This window comes from Saccharothrix xinjiangensis, assembly GCF_039527585.1.
Classification (GTDB): domain Bacteria; phylum Actinomycetota; class Actinomycetes; order Mycobacteriales; family Pseudonocardiaceae; genus Actinosynnema; species Actinosynnema xinjiangensis.
This window is the reverse complement of the sequence record NZ_BAAAKE010000001.1, coordinates 609,422-633,764: the sequence shown is the minus strand read 5'-3', so window position 1 is coordinate 633,764 and position 24,343 is coordinate 609,422. Positions and strand designations below refer to the sequence as shown.

21 protein-coding genes, 1 tRNA gene and 1 other RNA gene are annotated in these 24,343 nt (G+C 72.7%); 14 read left to right on the top strand and 9 right to left on the bottom strand.

Features of this window, described 5'->3' with window-relative positions; all coding sequences use genetic code 11:
* The first annotated feature begins 187 nt into the window (after positions 1-187).
* On the top strand, positions 188-2,638 hold the full coding sequence (locus tag ABD223_RS02995) for an endonuclease/exonuclease/phosphatase family protein (protein WP_344034254.1): 2,451 nt from the start codon (positions 188-190) through the stop codon (positions 2,636-2,638).
* Positions 2,639-2,700: 62 nt separating this feature from the next.
* Here ABD223_RS02995 and ABD223_RS02990 read toward each other — a convergent pair whose 3' ends face one another.
* Together ABD223_RS02990 and ABD223_RS02985 are read right to left on the bottom strand one after the other, a co-directional pair.
* Positions 2,701-3,288 carry a hypothetical protein gene (locus ABD223_RS02990; protein WP_344034253.1) on the bottom strand — a complete coding sequence of 196 codons (588 nt, stop codon included), beginning with the start codon at positions 3,286-3,288 and terminating at the stop codon, positions 2,701-2,703.
* A 117-nt stretch (positions 3,289-3,405) separates the two neighbouring features.
* Positions 3,406-3,490: transfer RNA gene (locus ABD223_RS02985), tRNA-Ser, on the bottom strand.
* Between the two features lie 216 nt (positions 3,491-3,706).
* On the opposite strand from ABD223_RS02985, the gene ABD223_RS02980 reads away from it, so the two are divergent.
* Entirely contained in the window at positions 3,707-4,645 is a 939-nt protein-coding gene (locus ABD223_RS02980; RefSeq protein ID WP_344034252.1) for an iron-siderophore ABC transporter substrate-binding protein, read from the top strand.
* Here the strand turns inward: ABD223_RS02980 and ABD223_RS02975 are convergent.
* Together ABD223_RS02975 and ABD223_RS02970 are read right to left on the bottom strand one after the other, a co-directional pair.
* Positions 4,642-4,914 carry a hypothetical protein gene (locus ABD223_RS02975; protein ID WP_344034251.1) on the bottom strand — a complete coding sequence of 91 codons (273 nt, stop codon included), beginning with the start codon at positions 4,912-4,914 and terminating at the stop codon, positions 4,642-4,644. The genes ABD223_RS02980 and ABD223_RS02975 overlap by 4 nt on opposite strands.
* Positions 4,908-5,204, bottom strand: a complete 297-nt coding sequence (locus ABD223_RS02970) for a hypothetical protein (protein WP_344034250.1) — start codon at positions 5,202-5,204, stop codon at positions 4,908-4,910. Before ABD223_RS02970 ends, ABD223_RS02975 begins: the two co-directional genes overlap by 7 nt.
* 90 nt (positions 5,205-5,294) lie before the next feature.
* Between ABD223_RS02970 and ffs the strand changes: the two genes are divergently transcribed.
* The 5 genes from ffs (at position 5,295) to ABD223_RS02945 (ending at position 9,199) form a co-directional block, all read left to right on the top strand.
* An RNA gene (ffs, locus tag ABD223_RS02965) (signal recognition particle sRNA small type) lies at positions 5,295-5,389 on the top strand.
* Positions 5,390-5,443: 54 nt separating this feature from the next.
* The gene (locus tag ABD223_RS02960) at positions 5,444-7,723 is read left to right on the top strand and encodes a DNA polymerase III subunit gamma and tau (RefSeq protein WP_344034249.1); all 2,280 of its coding nucleotides are present in this window, start codon (positions 5,444-5,446) and stop codon (positions 7,721-7,723) included.
* 53 nt (positions 7,724-7,776) lie between these two features.
* The gene (locus tag ABD223_RS02955) at positions 7,777-8,124 is read left to right on the top strand and encodes a YbaB/EbfC family nucleoid-associated protein (protein ID WP_344034248.1); all 348 of its coding nucleotides are present in this window, start codon (positions 7,777-7,779) and stop codon (positions 8,122-8,124) included.
* A complete protein-coding gene (gene recR / locus ABD223_RS02950; protein ID WP_344034247.1) occupies positions 8,124-8,717 on the top strand; it encodes a recombination mediator RecR in 594 nt (197 codons plus the stop codon). Before ABD223_RS02955 ends, recR begins: the two co-directional genes overlap by 1 nt.
* Positions 8,714-9,199 carry a uridine kinase family protein gene (locus ABD223_RS02945; RefSeq protein WP_344034246.1) on the top strand — a complete coding sequence of 162 codons (486 nt, stop codon included), beginning with the start codon at positions 8,714-8,716 and terminating at the stop codon, positions 9,197-9,199. The genes recR and ABD223_RS02945 overlap by 4 nt, the downstream gene beginning before the upstream one ends.
* Positions 9,200-9,250: 51 nt before the next feature.
* On the opposite strand, the gene ABD223_RS02940 is transcribed toward ABD223_RS02945, so the two are convergent.
* Positions 9,251-12,508 carry an AfsR/SARP family transcriptional regulator gene (locus tag ABD223_RS02940; protein WP_344034245.1) on the bottom strand — a complete coding sequence of 1,086 codons (3,258 nt, stop codon included), beginning with the start codon at positions 12,506-12,508 and terminating at the stop codon, positions 9,251-9,253.
* A 229-nt stretch (positions 12,509-12,737) separates the two neighbouring features.
* On the opposite strand from ABD223_RS02940, the gene ABD223_RS02935 reads away from it, so the two are divergent.
* The 5 genes from ABD223_RS02935 to ABD223_RS02915 all read left to right on the top strand — a co-directional run bounded on the left by ABD223_RS02935 (position 12,738) and on the right by ABD223_RS02915 (position 18,561).
* A complete protein-coding gene (locus ABD223_RS02935; RefSeq protein WP_465269823.1) occupies positions 12,738-14,417 on the top strand; it encodes an ABC transporter substrate-binding protein in 1,680 nt (559 codons plus the stop codon).
* A gap of 69 nt (positions 14,418-14,486) precedes the next feature.
* On the top strand, positions 14,487-15,491 hold the full coding sequence (locus tag ABD223_RS02930) for an ABC transporter permease (RefSeq protein WP_344034243.1): 1,005 nt from the start codon (positions 14,487-14,489) through the stop codon (positions 15,489-15,491).
* Entirely contained in the window at positions 15,488-16,414 is a 927-nt protein-coding gene (locus ABD223_RS02925) for an ABC transporter permease (RefSeq protein ID WP_344034242.1), read from the top strand. The genes ABD223_RS02930 and ABD223_RS02925 overlap by 4 nt, the downstream gene beginning before the upstream one ends.
* Positions 16,415-16,420: 6 nt before the next feature.
* The gene (locus ABD223_RS02920) at positions 16,421-17,419 is read left to right on the top strand and encodes an ABC transporter ATP-binding protein (RefSeq protein ID WP_344034241.1); all 999 of its coding nucleotides are present in this window, start codon (positions 16,421-16,423) and stop codon (positions 17,417-17,419) included.
* Entirely contained in the window at positions 17,416-18,561 is a 1,146-nt protein-coding gene (locus tag ABD223_RS02915; RefSeq protein ID WP_344034240.1) for an ABC transporter ATP-binding protein, read from the top strand. The genes ABD223_RS02920 and ABD223_RS02915 overlap by 4 nt, the downstream gene beginning before the upstream one ends.
* A 197-nt stretch (positions 18,562-18,758) precedes the next feature.
* On the opposite strand, the gene ABD223_RS02910 is transcribed toward ABD223_RS02915, so the two are convergent.
* Complete coding sequence (locus ABD223_RS02910; protein WP_344034239.1) at positions 18,759-19,322, bottom strand: TIGR03086 family metal-binding protein; 564 nt, start codon at positions 19,320-19,322, stop codon at positions 18,759-18,761.
* 89 nt (positions 19,323-19,411) lie between these two features.
* Here ABD223_RS02910 and ABD223_RS02905 point away from each other — a divergent pair, with 89 nt between their 5' ends.
* Positions 19,412-20,005 carry a TetR/AcrR family transcriptional regulator gene (locus ABD223_RS02905; RefSeq protein WP_344034238.1) on the top strand — a complete coding sequence of 198 codons (594 nt, stop codon included), beginning with the start codon at positions 19,412-19,414 and terminating at the stop codon, positions 20,003-20,005.
* A gap of 50 nt (positions 20,006-20,055) precedes the next feature.
* On the opposite strand, the gene leuA is transcribed toward ABD223_RS02905, so the two are convergent.
* Positions 20,056-21,846, bottom strand: a complete 1,791-nt coding sequence (leuA, locus tag ABD223_RS02900) for a 2-isopropylmalate synthase (RefSeq protein WP_344034237.1) — start codon at positions 21,844-21,846, stop codon at positions 20,056-20,058.
* 225 nt (positions 21,847-22,071) lie between these two features.
* Here leuA and ABD223_RS02895 point away from each other — a divergent pair, with 225 nt between their 5' ends.
* Positions 22,072-22,371, top strand: coding sequence for a hypothetical protein (locus ABD223_RS02895; RefSeq protein ID WP_344034236.1), 300 nt, complete (start codon positions 22,072-22,074; stop codon positions 22,369-22,371).
* Positions 22,372-22,483: 112 nt separating this feature from the next.
* Here the strand turns inward: ABD223_RS02895 and ABD223_RS02890 are convergent, their stop codons facing one another.
* Positions 22,484-23,050 carry a nitroreductase family protein gene (locus ABD223_RS02890; protein ID WP_344034235.1) on the bottom strand — a complete coding sequence of 189 codons (567 nt, stop codon included), beginning with the start codon at positions 23,048-23,050 and terminating at the stop codon, positions 22,484-22,486.
* The gene (locus ABD223_RS02885) at positions 23,050-24,249 is read right to left on the bottom strand and encodes a hypothetical protein (protein WP_344034234.1); all 1,200 of its coding nucleotides are present in this window, start codon (positions 24,247-24,249) and stop codon (positions 23,050-23,052) included. The genes ABD223_RS02890 and ABD223_RS02885 overlap by 1 nt, the downstream gene beginning before the upstream one ends.
* Positions 24,250-24,343 lie beyond the last annotated feature (94 nt).

Sequence of the window (24,343 nt, the reverse complement as noted above, 5' to 3'; positions counted from 1 at the left end):
CCGCGCCCGCTCCGGCGCTGGGAGGGCCACCGGTCGGGCGCGCGTCCGGCACTCTACCCCATCACTCGAACACACGTTCGAGTGAGTGGCCTGTGCTCAAGAGGGGGTCAACAGTTAGTGACGGCGACTACCGCCGTTCACTCGATCCGGGGAGGATGCGCGAACCCGCCAACCACCGGAGGACCCCTTGAGACCCACTCCGCTCCGCCTCGGAGTAGCGGTCACCGCCGCCTCGGCCGTGACGCTCGCCCTGGCCACGCCGATCCTCGCGGCCCCGAGCCCGGACGCCCTCGTCGCCGAGGTCTACGGCGGCGGCGGGAACTCCGGCGCCACCCTGACCCAGGACTTCGTCGAGCTGGCCAACCGCGCCGCCGCGCCGGTCCCCGTGGACGGCTGGAGCGTCCAGTACCTGCCCTCCGGCGCGAGCCCGAGCAGCCAGTGGCAGGTCACCCCGCTGACCGGCTCGATCGCCCCCGGCGGCAGGTTCCTCGTCGCGCAGGCCAAGGGCTCCGGCGGCACGGTCGACCTGCCCGCGCCGGACGCCGTCGGCACGATCGCCATGTCCGGCACCGGGGGCACGATCGCCCTGGTCACCGGCACCGCGGCGCTGACCTGCAAGACCGCCGCGGACTGCGGCGCCGACACCCGCGTCCGCGACCTGGTCGGCTACGGCACGTCCACCGTGGTCCGCGAGGGCACGCCCACCGGCAACCTGGGCAGCACCACCTCGGCCGCGCGCCCCGCGCTCACCGACACCGACGACAACGCCGCCGACTTCACCACGGGCGCGCCGACGCCGGTCAACTCCGCCGGCCAGGGCGTGGGCGGTCCGGACCCGGACCCCGAGCCCGAACCCGGTGACGAGCGCATCCGCGACATCCAGGGCACGACCCGCGTCTCGCCGCTGGCGGGCCGGCGGGTCGCGGGCGTGCCGGGCGTCGTCACCGCCGTCCGCGCCACCGGCGACCGCGGCTTCTGGTTCCAGGACACCGCGCCGGACGGCGACCCGCGCACCAGCGAGGGCCTGTTCGTCTACACCGCGGGCCTGAACCCGACCGTGGAGCCGGGCGACGACGTGCTGGTCACCGGCACGGTCGCCGAGTACCGGCCGGACGGGGACGCGCCGTCCAACTCGCTGCAGACGCTCACCGAGCTGACCGGCGCCACGGTCACCGTGAAGTCCAAGGGCAACGCCCTGCCCGCGCCGGAGGTCCTCTCCGTGCCCGCCGGCTACCTGCCGACCGCGGGCGGCGGCACCATCGAGGCGCTGCCGCTCGACCCGGCCACCTACGCGCTGGACTACTTCGAGTCCCGCGAGGGCATGTACGTCCAGGCGAACGACCTCCGCGTGGTCGGGCCCACCAACAACTTCAACGAAACCTTCGTCACGCTGAAGCCGGACCAGAACCCGACCGCCCGCGGCGGCACCATCTACCTCGGGTACGACCAGCCGAACAACGGCCGGATCAAGGTCAAGCCGGGCAGCGCGACGCCGGTCAGGAGCAACGTCGGCGACACCTGGCGCGGCGCGACCGTCGGCAACGTCGAGTACGGGAACTTCGGCGGCTACGCGCTGGCCGCCAAGTCGGTGGGCGAGCACGTGTCGGGCGGCATCCGGCCCGAGGTCACCGACGCGCAGCGCGGTTACGAGCTGTCCGTGGCCACCTACAACGTGGAGAACCTGGCCGCGACCAACGACCAGGCGAAGTTCGACCGCCTGGCCACCGCCGTGGTGGCGAACCTGGCCAACCCGGACGTCGTCGTGCTGGAGGAGATCCAGGACGACAACGGCACCGCCAACGACGGCACGGTCACCGCCGAGGCGACCCTCGCCAAGTTCACCGACGCCATCGCGGCCGCGGGCGGCCCGCGCTACCGGTGGCGCCAGATCAACCCCGTGAACGGCGCGGACGGCGGCGCGCCGGGTGGCAACATCCGGGTCGCGTTCCTGTTCAACCCGGACCGCGTGTCCTTCGTCGACCGGCCGGGCGGCGACGCCACCACGCCGGTCGAGGTCGTGAAGCAGCACGGCCGCGCGGCGCTGTCGGTGTCGCCGGGTCGCATCGCGCCCGCCGACCAGGCGTGGGAGTCCAGCCGCAAGCCGCTGGCCGGCGAGTTCAAGTTCCGCGGCCGCACGGTCTTCGTGGTCGCGAACCACTTCAACTCCAAGGGCGGCGACCAGGCCATGCACGGCCGCTACCAGGAGCCGACCCGCGGTTCCGAGGTGCAGCGCCTCCAGCAGGCCGCGCTGCTCAAGGGCTTCGTGGACCGGGTCAAGGCGGTCGACAAGGGCGCCAACGTCGTCCTCGCGGGCGACATCAACGACTACCAGTTCTCCCCGGTCGTCAACGCCCTGACCGCGGGCGGGCAGGTCGTCGCCCTGATGAACACCCTCCCGGCCGCCGAGCGGTACAGCTACGTGTTCGAGGGCAACTCGCAGACCCTCGACCACATCCTGATCAGCTCGAACATCACCCGCTACCGCTACGACGTGGTGCACGTCAACGCCGAGTTCGCCGACCAGGCCAGCGACCACGACCCGCAGGTCGTGAAGCTGCGCCCGAGCACCGGCAACGCGAACGTCGACAAGGTCGTCTTCCTGCTGGAGGACGTCCTGGAGTGCCTGCCCCGCGGCTGAACCGGGCAACGACGAGGCCCCCTCGGACGCGGAGTCCGAGGGGGCCTCTCCTGTCGCGGCGATCAGCTCCGGGTGGGCGCGGCCGTCGTGGTCGGGAAGGCGGTGGTGGGGAAGGCCGTGGTGGGCGGGACGGTGGCGGTGGGGGGCGCCGTCGTGGTGGGGAAGGCCGTGGTGGTGGTCGGCCTCGGCGTGGTGGTGGGCGCCTGCGTGGTCGTGGTCGTGGTCGTGGTCGGCCTCGGCGTGGTGGTCGTCGTGGGGGGCTTCGGCGCGTCAGCGCACCGCGCGTCCCGCGGCAGGCCGGCGTACTCGTCGCCGGCGAAGTAGATGGCGCTGGACCACTGCGTGCCGCCGTCCTGCCTGCCGACGTTCAGCCACACGTCGTTGGTGTAGCCGAAGTCCGTGACCGACTCGCCGTGGACCCAGCAGTACGCGCCGACCGTCCAGCCGGCCAGGATCGGGCTCCCGGGCGCCTGCGTGCACGCGGTCGAGGGGCAGTGCCGGACCTTGACGTCGTGCCACGCCCTGGCGCTGTACTGCGCGGGCCCGCTCGCACCGACCTCGGCCGAGGGCGTGGCCGCGGCGACACCGGTGGCGACCACGGCTGCCGCTACGGCCGCGGCTGCCGCGGCAGCCGTCGTGACGATCCTCATGTGCGTGTCCTCCCAGTAATCAGTCGATCACTGGTTAAACGCCCCAGGGCCCTGTCGCGTTGCCTCCAGGACAAGACAGGGCCCCGGTCACCTGGTGGTGACCGGGGCCCTGGTCTGCGGAGGATACGGGATTTGAACCCGTGAGGGGGTTAACCCAACACGATTTCCAGTCGTGCGCACTAGGCCACTATGCGAATCCTCCGTCGAGGAGTCTAACGGAAGGGTCCGGCCCGGCCCAAAACGGCTGGTCCGCTCGCGTTCCCCGTTGTGGAGCACGAGGGAATCCCACCGAATTCGCCGGGCGGGACGGTGGTGGCGGGAGAGCTGAGGGCACGCGCGGGACGACCTTGCTCACAGCACCGCCTCTCCGTGCGGCCACAACCACTTGTTCGGTTAGGCTCACCTAAGGAGGTGCAAGGTGAAGCGTGGTTTCGCAGTCGTGGTGTCCGCCCTGCTGCTGGCCGCCTGTGGCGGCGGTGGTGGGGATGACCAGGGGAGTGGGGAGGGCGGCGCCGCTCAGGGGGCGGTGACGGTCGACACCCGCTTCGGCCCGGTGACCGTCGAGGAGCCGCCGACGCGGGTGGTCGCGCTCGGCTGGTCCGACGCGGAGACCGCGCTGGCCCTGGGCGTGCAGCCGGTGGGCGCGAGCGACTGGCTCGGGTTCGGCGGCAAGGGCGTCGGCCCGTGGGCCGAGGACCTGTACCGGCAGGCGCCGCGGCTGCTGGGCACCACGGAGATCGACTACGAGGCGGTCGCCGCGCTCCAGCCCGACCTGATCCTCAACACCCGGTCCGACAACGACCAGGTCAAGCACGAGACGCTGTCGAAGATCGCGCCCACCATCGCCGCGCCCGAGGACGTGATCCAGTACGGCACGACGTGGGAGCAGCAGGTCGAGCTGGTGTCCAAGGCCCTGTTCAAGGAGGACGAGGGCCGGGAGCTCGTCAGCGACCTGGAGGCGAAGTTCGCCGACAACAAGAAGTTCGACGGCAAGTCCACCGTCGTCGGCGCGTACTTCGACGGCAAGTTCGGCGCGTACGTCTCCGGCGACGCCCGGACCGACTTCATGAAGGCCATCGGCTTCACGCCGCGCCAGGACGTCGAGGACCTGGCGTCCGGCTCGTTCTACGTCGACATCTCGGCGGAGCGGCTCGACCTGCTCGACGCCGACCTGACCGTGCTGTTCCCGATCGGCGGCGACGCGAGCGCGCTCAAGGCCAACCCGCTGGTGCCGGAGAAGGCGCTGGTCCTGGAGGACAAAGCCCTGGTCAACGCCTTCTCCAGCGGTTCGACGCTCGGCACGGCCTACGCGCTCGACCACGCCGTGCCGCTGTTCGGCCAGGCGCTCGGGCTCTAGCAGAACCAGCCGTCGGCCACCCAGCCGTTCGCGTTGATGTGGCCGTAGGCGAAGCCGTAGACGTAGTTGCCGACCTTGGGCCCCTTCACCAGGAACGTCTGACCCCGGTAGAGGGTGCCCATCCACGGGCCGTCGTTGGGCGCGGTGCGGACGTAGAGGTCGGTCGCGCACACGGTCTCGCGCTCACCGACGGTGCCGTTGGCCGCTTGGGCGGGTGCGGCGGTCGCCACCAGGGCGACCGCCGCCACGAGCAGCGCTTTGCTCACCACGAGTCGTAACCCCCGATGCACTCGGCGCGGAGGTAGCCCCAGTCGTTGGGGCCGAAGTCCATGCTCGCCGCCCAGCCGTTGTAGACGGGGTGGGCGCCGGGCGTGTGGCCGATCTTGTTGCCGTAGGTCAGCGTCCGCTTGAACTCGACCGGGCCGGACGCGTGGTTGTAGTTGCCGTAGAAGCTCGCCGTCTGGCAGACGACGATGGCGTGCCTGGGCACGACCGGGTCGGCCGCCGCCGTGCCGGCGGCGAGGAGCAGGGTGGCGCACGCGAGGATCAGGACCCTCATGGCGTTCCTCCTTCACCGGGAGTTGCCGATGTCGGTGAAGAGTTTCCCGTGCCCGGTGTGAAGCCGTCCAGGGCGATTGGCTACACTGGCTTCGGACCTCGTGCGGCACACACCCCATGAACCTCCCCAGGGCCGGAAGGCAGCAAGGATAAGTGGGCTCTGGTGGGTGCACGGGGTCCCCTTTTGTCTTCTCGCCCGGCCCGGCGGCGATGTCGGACCCTCCCGGTAAGGTCGCCGACGTGGCGCTCGCCCTCTACCGCAAGTACCGTCCGGCCACCTTCGGCGAGGTGGTCGGGCAGGAGCACGTCACCGACCCGCTGCGCACCGCCCTGGGCGCGGGCCGGGTCAACCACGCCTACCTGTTCTCCGGGCCGCGCGGCTGCGGCAAGACCTCCAGCGCCCGCATCCTGGCGCGCTCGCTGAACTGCGTGACCGGGCCGACGCCCGAGCCGTGCGGCGAGTGCAACTCGTGCGTCGGCCTCGCGCCCAACGGGCCGGGCAGCGTGGACGTGGTGGAGCTGGACGCGGCGAGCCACGGCGGCGTCGACGACGCCCGCGAGCTGCGCGACAAGGCGTTCTACGCGCCCGCCGAGTCGCGCTACCGGGTGTTCATCATCGACGAGGCCCACATGGTCACCACGCAGGGCTTCAACGCCCTGCTGAAGATCGTGGAGGAGCCGCCCGAGCACCTCATCTTCATCTTCGCCACCACCGAGCCGGACAAGGTGCTGCCCACCATCCGCTCGCGCACCCACCACTACCCGTTCCGGCTGATCCCCCCGAGGGACATGCGGGCGCTGCTGGAGCGGAACTGCGCGGCCGAGGGCGTGGCGGTCGAGCCGGCGGTGTTCCCGCTGGTCATCAGGGCCGGCGGCGGCTCGGCGCGGGACACGCAGTCGGTCATGGACCAGCTGCTGTCCGGCGCCGGGCCCGAGGGCGTCAGGTACGAGCGGGCGATCTCGCTGCTCGGCGTGACCGACGTGGCGCTGATCGACGACGTGGTGGACGGCCTGTCCCACGGCGACGGCTCGGCCGTGTTCGGCACCATCGACCGGCTGGTGGAGGCGGGCCACGACCCGCGCCGGTTCGCCTCGGACCTGCTGGACCGGCTGCGCGACCTCGTGCTGCTGCACGCGGTGCCGGACGCGGGCGAGCGCGGGCTGGTGAACGCGCCGGCCGACGAGCTGGCCAAGATGGCGGCCCAGCGCGAGGCGACCCGGCCGGCGACGGTCACCCGGTGGGCCGAGGTGCTGCACCAGGGCCTGACCGAGATGCGCGGCTCCACCGCGCCCCGGCTGCTGCTGGAGCTGGTCGCCGCGCGGATGCTGCTGCCCTCGGTGGGCGACGTCGAGTCGGGCCTGCTCCAGCGGGTCGAGCAGCTGGAGCGCCACGGACCGCCGGCCGGCGGCTCGGGCGGCGCGCACGCGAACGGCTCAGGGCCCGCGAACGGCGGCGGACCCGCTGCCGGGCGGATGTTCCAGCGCCCCTCGCAGCGGGGCCCCGAGGCGCCGCAGACCGCCGAACCCCACGCCGCCGAACCCCAGGCCGCTCCTCACGCCACCGCGTCCCAGGCCGCTCCTGCCGCCGCGCTCCACACCGTCCCGCCGCAGGCCGCGCCCCAGGACGCCGCACCGCAGGCCGCCCCGCCCCAGGCCCCGGCACCGCAGGTTCACGCGCCCCAGCCGGCCGCGCCCCAGCCGGCCGCGCCCCAGCCGGCCGCGCCCCAGCCGGCCGCGCCCCAGCCGGCCGCGCCCCAGCCGGCCGCGTCCCGCCCATCGGAGCCGCAGGCCCCGGCGCCCGAGCCGGCCGACCACCCGGCCGCGCCCCCGGTCCGACCGGCGGAACGACCCGCGCCGGCGCCCGAACCGCAGGCCCCCGCCGCCGAGACCCCCGCCGCCCCGGCCCCGACAGCACCCGCACCGACCGAACCCGCCCCCGCCGCCTCGGCGGGCGTCGACGTGGCCGAGCTGCGCCGGCGCTGGTCGGAGCTGCTGGGCGTGGTCCGCGGGGCCAGCCGCAGCACCGAGGCGATGCTCACCAACGCCGCCGTGGCCGACGTGGACGGCACGGTGGTCACCCTCACCCACCCGTCCGCCCCGCTGGCCCGCCGCCTGGCCGAACCGCGCAACGCCGACGCCATCGCCGCCGCGCTCGCCAAGGTCCTGGGTGGCGCGTGGCAGGTGAAGTGCGTGCACGGCGAGCCGAGCGCCGCACCCGCCCGCCCGGCGCAGCAGAAACCGCAGCGACCCGCCCCGACCAGGCCCAGCCAGGCCCAGCCGCGCCGGTCCGAGCCGTCCAGGCAGGGCCCGTCGACCTCGTCGGCGCCCGCCGACGACATCCCGCCGCCGCCCGAGCCGCCCGAGCCCGACGACCCCCTGCCGCCGGAGCCCGTCGACGAGGAGGAGATGCTCGCCGAGGCCGCCCGGCCGACCGAGGAGGGCAGCCAGGGCCTCGACCCCGAGGCCGTCGTGCTCAAGCTCCTGGCCGACGAGCTGGGTGCTCGCCCGTTGAAGGGCTGATCGACGCGGCTACGCTGGTGAACGGCGGCAAACCCGGAAGAGAGGAACCCGCGGTGCAACCCGGTGGGCCCAACATCCAGCAGATCCTCCAGCAGGCGCAGGAGATGCAGCAGAAGCTCGCGGCCACCCAGCAGGAGCTGGCCGAGTCCGAGCTGACCGGCACCGCGGGCGGTGGTCTGGTGACCGCGGTGGTGTCCGGCGGCGGTGAGCTCAAGCGACTGGAGATCGACCCGAAGGTGGTCGACCCGGACGACGTCGAGACGCTGTCCGACCTGGTCGTCGCCGCCGTGCGCGACGCGAACCGAGCCGCCCAGGAGCTGGCCGCCCAGAAGATGGGCCCGCTGGCCGCGGGCATGGGCGGGATGGACGACCTCGGCGGTCTCGGGAAGCTGTTCGGCTGATGTACGAGGGGCCCGTCCAGGACCTGATCGACGAACTCGGCCGGCTGCCGGGCGTCGGTCCCAAGAGCGCGCAGCGCATCGCCTTCCACCTGCTCGCCGCGGAACCGGCCGACATCGGCCGGCTCCAGGACGCCTTGCAGAAGGTCAAGGACGGCGTGGTGTTCTGCGACGTGTGCGGCAACGTCTCCGCCGAGACGACCTGCCGCATCTGCCGCGACCCGCGTCGCGACCTGACGCTGATCTGCGTGGTGGAGGAGCCGAAGGACGTGCTCGCGGTGGAGCGGACCCGGGAGTTCAAGGGTCGCTACCACGTCCTGGGCGGCGCGCTCGACCCGCTGTCGGGCGTCGGGCCGGACCAGCTGCGGATCAAGCAGCTGCTCACCCGCATCGGCACGGACGTCAACGAGATCATCATCGCCACGGACCCCAACACCGAGGGCGAGGCGACCGCCACCTACCTGGTGCGGATGCTGCGCGACTTCCCCGGTCTCACCGTCACCCGGCTGGCCTCGGGCCTGCCGATGGGCGGTGACCTGGAGTTCGCCGACGAGCTGACCCTCGGCCGGGCGCTGTCCGGCCGGCGCAGCATGTGAGGCTCGTCGCGGTCGACGGCCCGTCCGGCTCGGGCAAGTCGACCTACGCGGCGCGGCTGGCCGGGGAGCTGGGCGCGCCGGTGGTCCCGACCGACCACTTCGCCACGTGGACCGACCCGGTCGCGTGGTGGCCGCGCCTGCTGCACGGCGTCCTGGAGCCCCTGTGGCGGGGCGAGCCGGGGCGCTACCGGCGCATGGACTGGTCCGAGGGGTGGCCGCGGCTCGGCGAGTGGGTCACCGTGCCGGTCGCGGGCGCCCTGGTCGTCGAGGGCGTGTCCGCCGCGCGGCGCGCCATCGCGCCGCGCCTGGACGAGGCCGTCTGGGTGGAGCTGCCGGACCCGGCGGAGCGGCTGGCCAGGGCCGTGGCCCGGGACGGCGAGGCGAGCCGCGCCCACCTGGAGCGCTGGCAGGCGTTCGAGCGCGGCTGGTTCGCCGTGGACGGCGCCAGGGAGCGCGCCACCCGCGTCGTCACGGTCGCCTGAGCGCCGCGGGCCCGGGGGCTGACGGTCGCCTGAGCGCCGCGGGCCCGGGGGTTACCCGAGCTGCCGGCGCACGACCTCGGCCTCCGTCGGGCAGCCGACCGCGCCGAACCCGTCCAGCGCCGCCCGCCAGCGCGCCACCGCGCCGTCCCGGTCGCCCGAGACGGCCAGCGCGTCGCCCACCAGGTGCTCCGCCCGCGCCCGCACGAACCGCTGGCCCGTGTTCCGGCTCAGCTCCAGCGCCCGCAGCGCCAGGTCCAGCGCCTGCGCCGGGTCGCCCTGGTCCAGCCGCACCCGCCCCAGCACGGTCAGCACGTCCACCTCGGCCAGCCGCAGCCGGTAGCGGACGGCGCTGTCCAGGGCCTGGTGCGCCGAGTAGCGGGCCTCGTCGAGCCTGCCCGCCGCGCGGTGGGCCAGCGCGAGCCCGCGGCGGGCCACGCAGATGCCCATCGGGTAGCCGGTCTCCTCGGCGACCCGCAGCGCCTCGGTGGTGCGCTCCACCGCCTCGTCCAGCCGCCCCAGCCCGCACAGCGCCTCGCCCAGGGCGTTCGTCGCGTCGCACACGCCCTTGAGGTTGTCCAGGCCCTCCGCGATGGCCACCGCCCGGCCCGCCTCCGCCGCCGCCTCGGCGAACATGCCGCGCATCAGGCAGGCCAGCGCCAGGCCCTCGTGCGAGAAGTGCGCGAACCGCCGCGCGCCGGCCCGCTCGTACAGCTCGCCGCACCGCTCGTACAGCCGCGCCGCCCGCTCCGGCTCGCCCAGGAACAGGTGCGCCTCGGCCAGCGCCCGGTGGCTGTCGGCCTGCGTCATCCACGCGCCCAGCCGGTTGCCGACGTCCAGCGCGCCCTCGAACGACGACACCGCCCGGTCCAGCTGCCCGAGCTGCATGTAGACGCCGCCGAGGTTGAGCTGCGCGATGCCCTCCTGCTGGAGCGCGCCGATGGACCGGGTGATCACCAGGGCCCGCTCCAGGTGGTCGGCCGCCAGCTCCAGCTCGCCGACCTCGATGTAGACCGCTCCCAGGTTCGCCAGCACGGCCGCCTCCGCGGCGGGCGCGGCGCCGGTGCGCTGCTGGATCGGGATGGTGCGGCGGAAGTGGTCCACGGCCACCCGGTGCTGGCCGATCGCCCAGTACAGCGTGCCCAGGGAGGACAGCATCGCCACCTCGCCGACCGGGTCCTGCGTCGCCTGCGCCACCGCCAGGCCCGCCCTGGCCGTGGCCAGCCACTCCACCGGCAGCCCGGTCGGGTAGAAGTAGCGGCGCAGCGCGTCGGCCAGCTGCCACACGTCCGGGTCGGGCATCCGGTCGGCCGCGTGCACGACCAGCGCCACCAGGTTGCCCCGCTCGGCGTCGAGCCAGGCCAGCGCCTCCGCCGAGGACGCGAACAGCCGGGGCGTCACGCCCGCCGCCGCGCCGGTCCGAGGCAGCCGCAGCAGGGTGCTCTTGAACGCGTCCGTCGCGTTGTCCACGGACCTGATCGACCAGTCCAGCAGCCGCCGCACGGCCTGGTCCCGCTCGGCCGGGTCGTCCTCGAACTCCAGCCGCTCGGCCGCGTAGTCCCGCAGCAGGTCCTGGAACTGGTAGCGGCCGGGCGCGTGGTTGTCGACCAGGTTCGCGGTGGCCAGCCGGTCGAGGCGGCGCCGGGCGTCCTGCGTGGTCAGCCCGCCCAGGGCGGCCGCCACGTCCGGCGTGATGTCGCCGGGGGCCAGGCTGAGCAGCCGGAACAGCGCCGCCAGCTCGGGCTTCAGCGCGGTGTAGGACAGGTCGAACGCCGCGTGCACGGCGGCCCGCTCGTCACCCTCCACGGCCAGCGCCGCCAGCCGGTCGCCCGCCCGCAGCTCCTCCACGTAGGAGGCGATGGTGATCTCCGGCCGGGACAGCAGGTTGGCCGCCGCGATGCGCAGCGCGAGCGGCAGGTGCGCGCACAGGTCGGCCAGCTCGTCGGCGGGCCCGGACTGGGCGGCCACCACGTCCTCGCCGAGCATCCCGGCCAGCAGCGCCCGCGTCTCGGGCCGGTCGAGCACGTCCAGCCGCACGTTGGACGCGGCGTGGCTCACCGCCAGCCCGCGCAGGGTGTCCCGGCTGGTCACCAGCACCGCGCACCCCGGCGAGCCGGGCAGCAGCGGCCGGATCTGCTCGGCGTTGGCCGCGTTGTCCAGCACCAGCAGCACCTGCTGGTCGGTCAGCCGCGACCGGAACATCGCCTCCTGCTCGTCCTGGTCCAGCGGCACCTCGCCCGGCGGCACGCCCTGCGCCCGCAGGAACCGCGGCAGCACGTCGACCGCGCTCAGCGGCGGCCCCGGGGCGTACCCGCGCAGGTTCACGTACAGCTGCCCGTCGGGGAAGAAGTGCCGCAGCTTGTGCGCCGCGTGCACGGCCAGCGCCGTCTTGCCCACGCCCGGCGGCCCGGCCAGCGTGACCACCGGCACGCCCTGCGCGGTGCGCAGCAGCGCCTCGATCAGCTGGACGGCCTGCTCGCGGCCCACGAAGTCGCCGATGTCGGCGGGCAGCTGCGAGGGCACCACCCGCTCGCGCGCGCTGGGCGCGGACTGGCCCGCGCCGAGCGCGGGGGAGGAGCTCAGCACCTGCTGGTGCACGCGCCGCAGCTCGTCGCCGGGGTCGATGCCCAGCTCCTCGGCCAGCAGGTCGCCGACCCTGCGGTACGCGGCGAGCGCGTCGGCCTGCCGCCCCGACCGGTACAGGGCGACCATCAGCAGCGACCACAGCCGCTCCCGCAGCGGGTGCTCGGCGGTCAGCCGGTACAGCTCGGGCACCAGCTCGGCGTGCCTGCCCAGCTCCAGGTCCACCTCCAGCCGGCGCTCCTCGGCGTGCAGCCTGCGCTCGCCCAGGCGCGGGACCTCGTCGCGGTGCAGCACCTCCGACGGCACGTCCACCATCGCCGGGCCCCGCCACAGCGCCAGGGCCGCGGCGAAGATCGCCGACGCGGGCTCCAGCCTGCCCGCGGCCCGCTCCCGCTCGCCCTCCTCGACCAGCTGCTCGAACCGCATCACGTCGATCGTGCGCTCGTCGACGTCGATCAGGTACCCGTCGGGCACGGTCCGGATCGGCACGGCGGGCCCGAGCACCTGCCGGAGCCTCATCACGTACGTCTGGAGCGTGCCGCGGGCCCGCGCGGGCGGGTCGGCGCCCCAGATGTGCTCCGCCAGCTCGTCCACCGAAACCCCGGCCCCGGCCCGCATGAGCAGCGACACCAGCAGCGAGCGCTGCCGCCCCGCCCGGACCGCCAGCTGCTCGCCGTCGACCAGCACCTGGAGCGGCCCGAGGAGGCGGAACTCGACCACTGGGCTCACCGGCGACCTCCCTCCGCGCGAGTGGGGGTTTCTGTTGTCCGTTGTACAGCGTAGGAGAGCGTTTGCCGGATCCACCGTGGTCACGTTGGGTCAGCGCGAGTGGACCGTATGTATGAGAATAGGAGGCCACGTGGCCGGATCGTGACCTGTGCTGTCACAGAAGGGTTGTGGCGACCGGTTAGGGTCCCTGACCACACCGAGAGATCCCGGATTTCCATAGGGGTGTTTGATGGCTCATTCCCGAACGGCACGACGACGCTGGACGGCCGCGATCGGCCTGACCGGCGTCGCTGTGCTCGCACTGTCCGCCTGTGCGCAATCCGAACGTGGGGGAGACGCCGGGACCGGTCAGACCGGCGGCACGATGGTCTTCGGCGCCGCGGGCGAGCCCAAGAACTTCGACCCGATCTTCAACGACGACGGTGAGAGCTTCCGGCCTATCCGCCAGATGTTCGACACCCTCATCACCTACAAACGGGGCACCGCGGAGCTGGCTCCCGGCCTGGCCGAGAAGTGGGAACCGAACAGCGACGGCACGTCGTGGACGTTCACACTGCGGAAAAATGTGAAATTCCACGACGGCACCGCGTTCAACGCCGAAGCGGTCTGCTTCAACTTCGATCGCTGGTTCAACATCAAGGGCGCCGCCGCCCAGAGCCAGATGATCTACTACGGCGACGTGTTCGAGGGCTTCGCCGCCAACGAGGGCGACGCCGCGGGCGACCCGATCTACAAGTCCTGCGAGGCGACGGACGAGTCGACCGCCGTCGTCAACCTGAACAAGTACAAGGGCGCGTTCCCCGCGGCCTTCGGCCTGACCGCGCTGTCCATCTCCAGCCCCGACGCGCTGAAGAAGTACGAAGCGGACAGCGTCCAGCAGTCCGGCGACTCGTTCAGCTACCCGGCCTACGCGACCGAGCACCCGACGGGCACCGGCGCGTTCAAGTTCGAGAGCTTCGACCGGGCCAACAAGACCATCACCCTGGTCCGCAACGACGAGTACTGGGGTGAGAAGGCCAAGCTCGACAAGCTGATCTTCAAGATCATCCCGGACGAGAACGCCCGCAAGCAGGAGCTGAAGGCCGGCACGATCGACGGCTACGACCTGCCGAGCCCGGCGGACTACAACTCGCTCAAGGGCGACGGCTTCAACGTCACCCCGCGCCCCGCGTTCAACATCCTGTACCTGGGCATCAACGGGACCAACACGCCGGCGCTGAAGGACCTGAAGGTCCGCCAGGCCATCGCCCACGCGGTGAACCGCGAGCAGCTGGTGAAGACCAAGCTGCCCGCCGGCGCGCAGGTGGCCACCCAGTTCATGCCCGACACGGTCGCCGGCTACGCCGACGACGCGCAGGAGTACCCGTACGACCTGGCCAAGGCCAAGGACCTGCTGGCGCAGGCCGGCGCGGGCAACCTGTCGCTGAAGTTCTACGTGCCGACCGAGGTCTCCCGGCCGTACATGCCGAACCCGACCGAGCTGGCGGCCGTCATCGCCGACGACCTCAAGGCCGCGGGCATCAACGTCGAGCTGGTCTCCCGCCCGTGGAACGGCGGCTACAAGGACGACGTGCAGAAGTTCGGCAAGCACGACCTGCACCTGCTCGGCTGGACCGGTGACTACAACGACGCCGGCAACTTCATCGGCACGTTCTTCGGCCGCGAGAAGCCCGAGTTCGGCTTCAACGACCCGGCCCTGTTCGACGCCATCTCGGCGGCCGACGCGGTGGTCGACCAGACCGAGCACGCCGACGCCTACAAGCAGGTCAGCCGCGACCTCATGAGCAAGTTCCTGCCCGCGGTCCCCGTGTCCCACTCGCCGCCGGCGATCGTGGTGAGCAGCAAGATCTCGGGCCTCGTGCCCAGCCCGCTCACCGACGAGCGCTTCGACACGGTGAGCAAGGGCTGATCCGACTGGACGGCCGGTGGTGGCGCCCGCGACCCGGGCGCCACCACTGCTGTCCAAGGGGTTTCCATCATGCTGCGATTCATAGTCCGTCGCCTGTTCCAGGCGATCCCCACGCTGCTGGTCCTCTCGCTGCTGGTGTTCATCTGGCTGCGCTCGTTGCCCGGCGGTCCCGCCGGCGCGCTGCTCGGCGACAAGGCGACGCCGGAGAAGATCGACGCGCTCAACAAGGTGCTCGGGCTCGACCAGCCCCTGTTCATCCAGTACTTCAAGTTCCTCGGGCGCGTGCTCACGGGGGACTTCGGCAGCTCGCTGATCAGCGGTGAGCCGGTGCTGGCCGAGATCGGCCGGGCGCTGCCCGCGACCATCGAACTGTCCCTCGCGGCGCTGCTGTTCGCCATCGTGCTGGGCATCCCGCTCGGCTACATGGCGGCCAGCTACCGCGGCCGCTTCCTCGACAACGCCACCGTGATCGGCACGCTCGTCGGCGTCGCCGTCCCGGTGTTCTTCCTCGGCATCCTGCTCAAGCAGGTCTTCGCCCAGGACCTCGCGCTGTTCCCGCCCTCGGGCAGGCAGGACGTCACGATCGAGGCGACGCGCGTGACGAACTTCGCCGTGCTCGACGGCCTCCTCACCCAGGAGTGGGACGCCTCGGCCGACGCGCTGTGGCACCTGGTGCTGCCGGCGATCGCGCTGGGCACGATCCCGCTCGCGGTCATCGTGCGGATCACCCGGGCGTCGGTGCTCGACGTGCTCAACGAGGACTTCGTCCGCACCGCCAACGCCAAGGGCCTCCAGGCGCCGATCGTGCGGCGCAGGCACGTGCTGCGCAACGCGATGCTGCCCGTGTCCACGACCATCGGCCTCCAGACCGGGCTGCTGCTCGGCGGCGCCGTCCTCACCGAGCGGGTGTTCGTGTGGGGCGGCCTCGGGTCGCTGCTCGCCCAGGGCATCGAACGCCGCGACTACCCGCGCCTCCAGGCGCTGCTGCTGCTGGCGGCGGTGGTGTACGTCCTGGTGAACCTGCTGGTCGACGTCTCCTACGCGATCATCGACCCGAGGGTGCGGACGTCATGATGACACTGCTGAACCGCAAGAAGCGGCGAGTCGACGAACTGGCCGAGTCCGCGGGCACCAGCCTGGCGGCCGACGCGCTCAGGCGCATGGCCCGCAGCCCCGTCGCGATCATCGGCGCGGTGATCGTGCTGCTGTTCGCGGCGCTGTCGGTGGTCGCGCCCTTCATCGCGCCCAAGGACCCCTACCGCCGGTACCCGGAGCTGGTCGACGGCCTGCGCGCCGACTTCATCCCCGGTCCGATGCCCGGCTTCCTGCTCGGCAGCGACGAGCTGGGCCGCGACTTCTTCAGCCGGCTGCTGGTCGGCGCGCAGCAGTCGCTGTTCGTCGGCGTGGGCGCGACGCTCATCGGCCTCGTGCTCGGCATGCTGATCGGCGGCGCGGCGGGCGCGTTCGGCGGCTGGGTGGACAGCTGGCTGATGCGGTTCACCGACATCATGCTGTCCATCCCGAGCCTGCTGCTGGCGATCTCGATCGCGGCGCTGGCCAGCCGGGGCAGCCAGACCACGGTGATCATCGCGGTGGCCGTGACCACGGTGCCGATCTTCGCCCGCCTGCTGCGCGGCGCGATGCTGGCGCAGCGGCACAGCGACCACGTGCTGGCGGCGACCGCGCTGGGCGTGAAGCGCAGGACGATCGTGTTCCGGCACATGCTGCCGAACTCGCTCGGCCCGGTCATCGTGCAGGCCACGCTGACCCTGGCGACCGCCATCATCGAGGCCGCGTCGCTGTCGTTCCTCGGGCTCGGCGACCCCGACCCGGACCGCGCGGAGTGGGGCCTGATGCTGGGCAACTCGCAGCGCTGGATCGACGTTCGACCCGAGCTGGCGTTCTACCCGGCCATCGCGATCATCATCGTGGCGCTCGGGTTCACGCTGCTGGGCGAGTCGCTGCGCGAAGCCCTCGACCCGAAGAACAGGAGGTGAACCGCGGTGGCGATGCTCGAAGTGCGTGACCTGCGCGTGGTGTTCCAGCGCCGTGGGTCCGAACCGTTCAGCGCCGTCGACGGCGTCTCCTTCGACGTGGACCCCGGGCAGACCGTGGGCCTGGTCGGCGAGTCCGGCTGCGGCAAGTCCGTGACGTCGCTGGCGATCATGGGCCTGCTGCCCTCGCGCGGCAACAAGGTCACCGGCTCGGTGAAGTTCGAGGGCACGGACCTGCTCAAGCTGAGCAACCGGGAGATGCGGGACCGCCGCGGCCGCGACCTGGGCATGGTGTTCCAGGACCCGCTGTCGTCGCTGAACCCGGTGATCCCGATCGGGTTGCAGGTGACCGAGGTCCTGGAGCGGCACCGGAACATGCCGCGCAAGCAGGCGATGGTGGAGGCGGCGGAGCTGCTGGACAAGGTCGGCATCCCCGACCCGCAGCGGCGGCTGACCGAGTACCCGCACCAGCTGTCCGGCGGGATGCGGCAGCGCGCGCTGATCGCCATCGCGCTGGCGTGCCGGCCCCGGCTGCTCATCGCCGACGAGCCGACCACCGCGCTGGACGTGACGATCCAGGCGCAGATCCTGGCCCTGCTCAAGGAGCTGGTCCGGGACACCGGCACGGCGCTGATCATGATCACGCACGACCTGGGCGTGGTCGCGGGCCTGTGCGACGAGGTCAACGTGCTGTACGGCGGCCGCGTCGTGGAGGAGGCCGAGCGGCACCCGCTGTTCGCCGAGCCGCGGCACCCGTACACCCACGGCCTGCTCGCGTCCATCCCCCGCCTCGACGCCCCGCGCGGCGAGAAGCTGACCCCCATCAAGGGCTCGGTCTCGGACAACATCCCGTGGGACCACGCGTGCGCCTTCGCACCGCGCTGCCCGAACGCGCTGCCGGTGTGCCGCGAGGTCACCCCGGCGCTGGAGCGGGCCGACCTGCGCGCGCTGCGCTGCCACAACCCGGTGCTGCCGGGAACGCCCGCCGCCCAGGAGGTGCCCGCATGACCGCGGCTGTCGAACCGACCGCCACCGGGGACCACGCCGCGGGCGAGTCGCTGGTGTCGGTCGAGGGCCTGAAGGTCCACTTCCCGATCAAGCGGGGCTTCGTGGTGGACCGCACGGTCGGCCACGTCTACGCCGTCGACGGGGTGGACCTGAACATCCGGCGCGGCGAGACCTACGGGCTCGTCGGCGAGTCGGGCTGCGGCAAGTCGACCCTCGGGCGCGGCATGTTGCGCCTGGTCGAGCCCACCGCGGGCCGCGTGGTGTTCGACGGCACGGACCTCGTCGGCCTCAAGGGCGAGTCGCTGCGGCAGATGCGGCGGCGGATGCAGATGGTGTTCCAGGACCCCATGTCGTCCCTGGACCCGCGGCAGTCCGTGGAGTCGATCCTGGTCGAGGGCCTGCGGGCGCACGGCTTGGACAAGGGGCGGGAGGCGACCGGGAAGCGGCTGCGCTCGCTGCTGTCGGCGGTCGGCCTGCCCGTCACGTCGCTGCGCAAGTACCCGCACGAGTTCTCCGGCGGCCAGCGGCAGCGCATCGGCATCGCGCGGGCGCTGGCCGTGGAGCCGGACCTGATCATCGCCGACGAGCCGGTGTCCGCGCTGGACGTGTCGGTGCAGGCGCAGGTGGTCAACCTGCTGGAGGAGCTCCAGGACGAGTTCGGCCTCACCTACCTGGTGATCGCGCACGACCTCGCCGTGGTGCGGCACATCTCCGACCGGGTCGGCGTGATGTACCTGGGCGGGATGGTGGAGGAGGCGACCTCGGACGCCCTGTACGCCGAGCCGCTGCACCCGTACACCAAGGCCCTGCTGTCGGCGATCCCCGTGCCGGACCCGCTGGTGGAGGACCGCCGGGAGCGGATCCTGCTGACCGGCGACCTGCCGTCGCCCGCCAACCCGCCGTCCGGCTGCCGGTTCCACACCCGGTGCCCGTGGCGGCAGGCCACCAGGTGCGACACCGAGCGGCCCGCGCTGCGCGAGGTGCTGCCGGGGCACAAGGTGGCGTGCCACTGGGCGGAGGGGATCCGGTCCGGCGAGCTCCGCCCCCACGAGGTCGAACCGGTCCTCGTGGAGGAGGAGGGCATCTCCCCCGACATCCCCCTGATCGGCCCGTCCTCGGTGACCGAGATCCTCAACCCCTGACCCGAAGGGGGCGCCCACCCCCCAGCCGGGCGCCCCCTCCCCCCAAAAACCGCGCGAGTCGTACGTCCAGACCTCGCGTGTCGTACGTCCAGGACCCCCGAGTTCAGCGTTCGCGCCCCCCGCATCGGTCGTGAACATGCAACTCGGGGGTCTTGGACGTACGACACGATGAGTCCGGACGTACGACTCGCGCGGTTTCAGGCGGGCCAGGTGGGGGAGCGGCCCAGCAGGGCCACCAGGCGGTCGGTGACGGGGGCGTCCTCGGGGACGGGGACCGGGTGGGCGAACGCGGCGCCGGGGCCCCGGACGTCCGGGGTGTCGGGGTAGCGCAGGGCCATGCGGTGGGCGGCGTCGGCCAGGTCCGGGTCCAGGGTGGCGTCGACGCCGAGGGCGCGGCGCAGGTCCCAGGCGTGCACCAGGTTGTCGACGAAGTGCGCGGCCACCAGGTCCTTGCCCCGGCGCGGGCCGTAGCCCGGGAACGTGGCGGTGCGGTCGAGGAAGCCGTCCGCGCGGAACGCCTCCGTCGCCGCGTCGGCGGCCATCCGGTAGGCGGTGAGCATGTCGTCGCTCGCGGGCTCGATCGGCCCGGTCTCCAGCGCGGCGGCGGTGAAGGACAGCGTCGTCTCCACCTGGTGGCGCATCAGCTCGTAGACGGTCCAGCCGCCGCACGGCGTGTCCAGGTCGAGGCGGTCCTCGCCCACCTCCGCCCACAGCTCCAGGTTCAGGTCGAGCGCCGAGCGGTTCAGCTCCAGCAGGTCCATCGGTTCCCCCTTCAACTTGTACGAACGATCGTACAGTTAGTTTGATCGCGGTCAAGGGACGCCGGCGCGCGAGGGGTTAGCGTGGGGTCGTGAAGGTCGACGGACGGGTGGAGCGCGGCGAGCAGACGCGGCGGCAGATCCTGCGGCGCGCCGCGGAGATCGCGTCGGTCGAGGGCCTGGAGGGCCTGTCGATCGGGCGGCTGGCGACCGAGCTGGAGGTCAGCAAGAGCGGCGTGTTCGCGCACTTCGGCTCGAAGGAGGAGCTCCAGCTGTCCACCGTGCGCGCGGCGGCGGCGATCTTCGTCCGGCAGGTCGTGGAACCGGCGCTGGCCGTGCCGCCCGGTCCGGGGCGCCTGGAGCTGCTGCTGGACGGCTGGCTGGCGTACTCGGAGGGGCGCACCTTCCCCGGCGGCTGCTTCTTCTACGCGGTGCAGGCCGAGTTCGACGCGCGGCCCGGCCGGGTGCGCGACCAGGTCGCCGAACTGGGCGCCCGGTGGCACGAGCTGGTCAGGGACACCGCCGCGGCCGTGCCCGGCGTGCCCGACCCGGACCAGCTGGCGTTCGAGCTGGTCGCGTTCCTGGAGCTGGCCAACGCCCGGTCCGTCCTGCACGACGACCCGCGCGCCTACGACCGCGCCCGCGCGGCCGTCCGGTCCCGGCTCGACCACGCCGCCCGGGGCTGATCACCGGGTTCCCCGGCCGCCGCGCGAACGGCGGCCGGGGACGCCCGCTGCTACCGGTTGGCCCGGTTCAGGGCCGAGACCACCGCGCGCAGCGACGCGGACACCGTGGAGCTGTCGATCCCGACGCCCCACAGCACGCGGTCGCCCACGGCGCACTCCAGGTACGCGGCCGCCCGCGCGTCGTCGCCCGACGACAGCGCGTGCTCCGAGTAGTCGAGCACCCGCACGTCGAACCCGATCGTGGCCAGGGCGTCCACGAACGCGGCGATCGGGCCGTTGCCCGTCCCGGTGATCTCCTGGGTCTCGCCGTCGACCACCACGAAGGCCTTGATCCGCTCGTGGCCGCTGCCGTCGCCGGAGACCTTCTGGCGCAGCAGCTTCAGCGGGGCCAGGGCGTCCAGGTACTCGGTGGAGAACGCGTCCCACATGTCCTTGGGGCTGATCTCGCCCCCGTTGGTGTCGGTGACCTCCTGGATGACCTTGGAGAACTCCACCTGCAACCGCCGGGGCAGGTCCAGGTGGTGCTCGGTCTTCATCAGGTACGCCACGCCGCCCTTGCCGGACTGCGAGTTGACCCGGATGACCGCCTCGTAGCTCCGCCCGACGTCCTTGGGGTCGATCGGCAGGTACGGGACCTCCCACGGGAAGTCGTCCACGTGCTGCCCGGCGTCCTTGGCCGCGTCCTCCAGGGCCTCGAAGCCCTTCTTGATCGCGTCCTGGTGCGAGCCGGAGAACGCGGTGAAGACCAGGTCGCCGCCGTACGGGTGCCGCTCCGGCACGGGCAGCTGGTTGCAGTACTCGACCGTGCGGCGGATCTCGTCGATGTCGGAGAAGTCGACCTGCGGGTCGACGCCCTGGCTGAACATGTTCATGCCCAGCGTCACCAGGCAGACGTTGCCGGTGCGCTCGCCGTTGCCGAACAGGCAGCCCTCGATGCGGTCCGCGCCGGCCAGGTAGCCCAGCTCGGCCGCCGCCACGCCGGTGCCCCGGTCGTTGTGCGGGTGCAGCGACAGGATGATCGACTCGCGCCGCGCCAGGTTCCGCGACATCCACTCGATCGAGTCGGCGTACACGTTCGGCGTGGCCATCTCGACGGTCGCGGGCAGGTTGACGATCAGCGGCTTCTCGGGCGTCGGCCGGATGACCTCGGAGACCGCGTCGCAGACCTCCAGCGCGTAGGACAGCTCGGTGCCGGTGTAGGACTCGGGGGAGTACTCGTACCGGAACTCGGTCTCCGGGTACAGCTCCTCCTGCTCCAGGGCGAACCGCGCCGCGTCGGTGGCGATCTTCTTGACGCCCTCGCGGTCGGCCTTGAACACGACGCGCCGCTGGAGCACCGAGGTCGAGTTGTAGAAGTGCACGATCGCCTTGGGCGCGCCGCGCAGGGACTCGAACGTCCGGCTGATCAGCTCGGGCCGGCACTGGGTCAGCACCTGGATGGTCACGTCCGGCGGGATCGCGCCGTCCTCGACGATCTCGCGGACGAAGTCGAAGTCGGTCTGCGAGGCGGCCGGGAAGCCGACCTCGATCTCCTTGTAGCCCATCCGCACCAGCAGGTCGAACATCTTGCGCTTGCGCGCGGGCGACATGGGGTCGATCAGCGCCTGGTTGCCGTCGCGCAGGTCGACCGCGCACCACAGGGGCGCCTTCTCGACCCGCCTGGTCGGCCAGGTGCGGTCCGGCACGTCGACGACCTCCACCAGCTCGTGGAACGGCCGGTAGCGGTGGACGGGCATCGAGGTGCCGCGCTGCGGGTTCCACGCGGGCGCGCCCTCGACGGGGCGGGCCGGCGTGCGGATGCGGCTGGTCCCGGAGGCGTACGCGTCGGGGTTGCTGGTCATGACGGGGCTTCTCCTGCTGGTCGTGGGAGGAACGACCGGCGGCAACGCTCGATCCCGCGACGGGGGGCCGGTCTGGTCAGACCCCGTCACGGCGGCGAAGCAGGAGGCCGCGTGCCATGTCGACTAGGTTAACCACATCGCCGGGTGACGTGGAACCGAGCGCCCAGATGGTGGAACTTCACCCGGAAGAGTTTCACTCGATAGTGGCTTGGGCAGCCTCTTGACATGTCCAGATGGCGAACCTCAACGCGCAGCGGCAGCTACACCGCTGCCCGGGTGATCCACGGTGTTGGCGCCGTGTTCGCGCTCATCGAGGTCATCTACATCCTGATGAACCTCTTTGGGGCGAACCCGGCCAACGCGCTCTTCAAGTTCATCCAGCAGTTGGCCGAGCCGCTCGCGTTGTTCTTCCCCGGCCTGTTCCAGCTGGGCAACGCGAACCTCGACCTCATCGTCAACTACGGCCTGGCGGCGATCTTCTGGCTCGTCGTCGCCAACCTGCTCGCGAGGGTCGTCGCCCGGTAACCCGGGTCCGATCGACCGCGAGCACGTCTTGGGCTCCCGCCGCCCTCCCCCCTGCGGCGGGAGCCCTCGGCGTTTTCCCGGGCTTTTCCGGGGGAACGGCGATCGGCACGGGTCACTCGAAAGCCGGGCGACCCCATTCACCCGTGAACGCCGTTTCGGCCAGCGGTTTGCGCACGCGTTCCCGGCGCTCCCGGGCGGCCAGGTCCTCCGGCAGGTCGTCCGCGTCCCCGAGCACCCCGACCGCGACCACCACGACCGGCCGCGCGTCCCCCGGGATCGCGAAGGCCTCCCGCAGCGCCTCCGGCGAGAACCCGCCCACCTGGTGCGCGACCAGCCCGAGTTCGACGGCCTGGAGCACCAGGTTCTGCACCGCCAGGCCCAGCCCGAACTCGGTGTTCGGCAGCGGCCCCCGCTCGTCGACCGTGGCCACCGCGCCCACCAGCAGCACCGACGCGCGCCACGCCCACGTCCGGTTGCCGGGCCGGAGCGCCTCGAAGATCCGCTCGAACGTGTCGTCACCGCGGTACCCGACGAGGAACCGCGCCGGCTGGGTGTTGCCGTGCGAGGCCGCCCACCGGGCCGCCTCCAGCAGCACCCGGACCACCGGGGGCCCCACCTCGGCCGTCGCGTCGAACGCCCGGGGGCTCCACCGGGCGGCGATCAGGGGGTTGACCTCCATCAGATCGCGTACCTCCAGGCCGTGATCGCGTAGGCGCCGAACCACGCGCTGAACACCGACACCCCCACCAGCACCGCCACCACCGTCGGGGTGCGCCGCCGCGCCAGCGCCAGTGCCACCGGCACGAGCAGCGTGAACGCGGGCAGCAGCAGCCGCGCCTTGGAGTTCATCAGCCCGTTCGACCCGAGGTCCATCGCCAGCACGCCGGCCCCGTACACGACCAGCGGCCACTCCGGGCCGCGCCGCAGGCCCAGCGCCACCAGCACCAGGGCCGCCACCAGGAACCACACCGTGGCCAGCTCCAGCACCGACCGCGGGTCGCCCAGGACGAGCAGCGCGAACTTCCACGTCGCCGCACCGCCGTCGAACCGCGAGTCCCACCCGTCCCGCTGCACCGCGAACCAGCCGTCCCAGCGGCCCGTCACCACCGCGACGTACCCCAGGTAGCCCGCCAGCCCGAGCGGCGCGAGCAGCCCGCCCGCCCACGGCCGCCACCCGTCGCGCCGCTGCCAGATCGCCGCCGCCGCCGCCGCGCACACCGCCAGCACCAGCGCGCCCGCCGTGGGCCGCACCAGCCCCGCGCCCGCGCAGCACAGCCCGGCGAGCAGCCAGCGCCGCTCCACCACGCCGACCAGCGACCACGCCGCCAGCGCGCAGAACGTCGCCTCCGAGTACGCCATCGACAGCACCACGGACATCGGCGACGCCGCGAACAGCACGACCAGCACCAGCCCGGCCCGCCGCGACCCGCCGAACACCGAGGCGCCCAGCCTCGCCAGCCCGTAGGCGCAGACCAGGCCGCTGACCAGGCTCACCGCGAACGCCGCGCCCACCGTCCCCACGCCGGGCAGGGCGTCCAGCCACCGCACCAGGACCGGGTAGCCGGGGAAGAACGCCAGCGGCGTCTCCGCCGACCGCCGCCCGAACGCGTCGACCAGCCCGCTCGGCACGTCCCCGTACCCGCCGCCCGCGATGCCCAGGAACCACTGCCCGTCCCACGAGGTCAGCGCCCCGGTGACGTCCTTGTCCCACCGGTCGGCCATCAGCCGGAGCGCCAGCAGCCCCAGCTCGCGCACCAGCAGGTACAGCACGGCGGGCGCGAGGAGCAGCGACACCCGGTGTCCGGCCACGCGCGCCAACCGCCCGCGCACCGACGACGCGTCCTCAGGCTCCACGTGCACGGCCTCCAGGGTTGCCACGGCGACGAGCGTAGTGGGGGTCACGGCGCCCCCTGTCCACTCCTCGGGCCGGGTACTCTCCCGGGGAGCTGGGCTTTCGCACCTGGGAGGAGAG

What these genes read in the sequence shown, in the direction of transcription:
- leuA (WP_344034237.1), bottom strand. Translation starts at nt 21,846, where the DNA reads ATGACCAGCAACCCCGACGCGTACGCCTCCGGGACCAGCCGCATCCGC.
- ABD223_RS02915 (WP_344034240.1), top strand. Translation starts at nt 17,416, where the DNA reads ATGACCGCGGCTGTCGAACCGACCGCCACCGGGGACCACGCCGCGGGC.
- ABD223_RS02895 (WP_344034236.1), top strand. Translation starts at nt 22,072, where the DNA reads ATGTCCAGATGGCGAACCTCAACGCGCAGCGGCAGCTACACCGCTGCC.
- ABD223_RS02890 (WP_344034235.1), bottom strand. Translation starts at nt 23,050, where the DNA reads ATGGAGGTCAACCCCCTGATCGCCGCCCGGTGGAGCCCCCGGGCGTTC.
- ABD223_RS02925 (WP_344034242.1), top strand. Translation starts at nt 15,488, where the DNA reads ATGATGACACTGCTGAACCGCAAGAAGCGGCGAGTCGACGAACTGGCC.
- ABD223_RS02970 (WP_344034250.1), bottom strand. Translation starts at nt 5,204, where the DNA reads ATGAGGGTCCTGATCCTCGCGTGCGCCACCCTGCTCCTCGCCGCCGGC.
- ABD223_RS02910 (WP_344034239.1), bottom strand. Translation starts at nt 19,322, where the DNA reads ATGGACCTGCTGGAGCTGAACCGCTCGGCGCTCGACCTGAACCTGGAG.
- ABD223_RS02935 (WP_465269823.1), top strand. Translation starts at nt 12,738, where the DNA reads ATGGCTCATTCCCGAACGGCACGACGACGCTGGACGGCCGCGATCGGC.
- ABD223_RS02930 (WP_344034243.1), top strand. Translation starts at nt 14,487, where the DNA reads ATGCTGCGATTCATAGTCCGTCGCCTGTTCCAGGCGATCCCCACGCTG.
- recR (WP_344034247.1), top strand. Translation starts at nt 8,124, where the DNA reads ATGTACGAGGGGCCCGTCCAGGACCTGATCGACGAACTCGGCCGGCTG.
- ABD223_RS02990 (WP_344034253.1), bottom strand. Translation starts at nt 3,288, where the DNA reads ATGAGGATCGTCACGACGGCTGCCGCGGCAGCCGCGGCCGTAGCGGCA.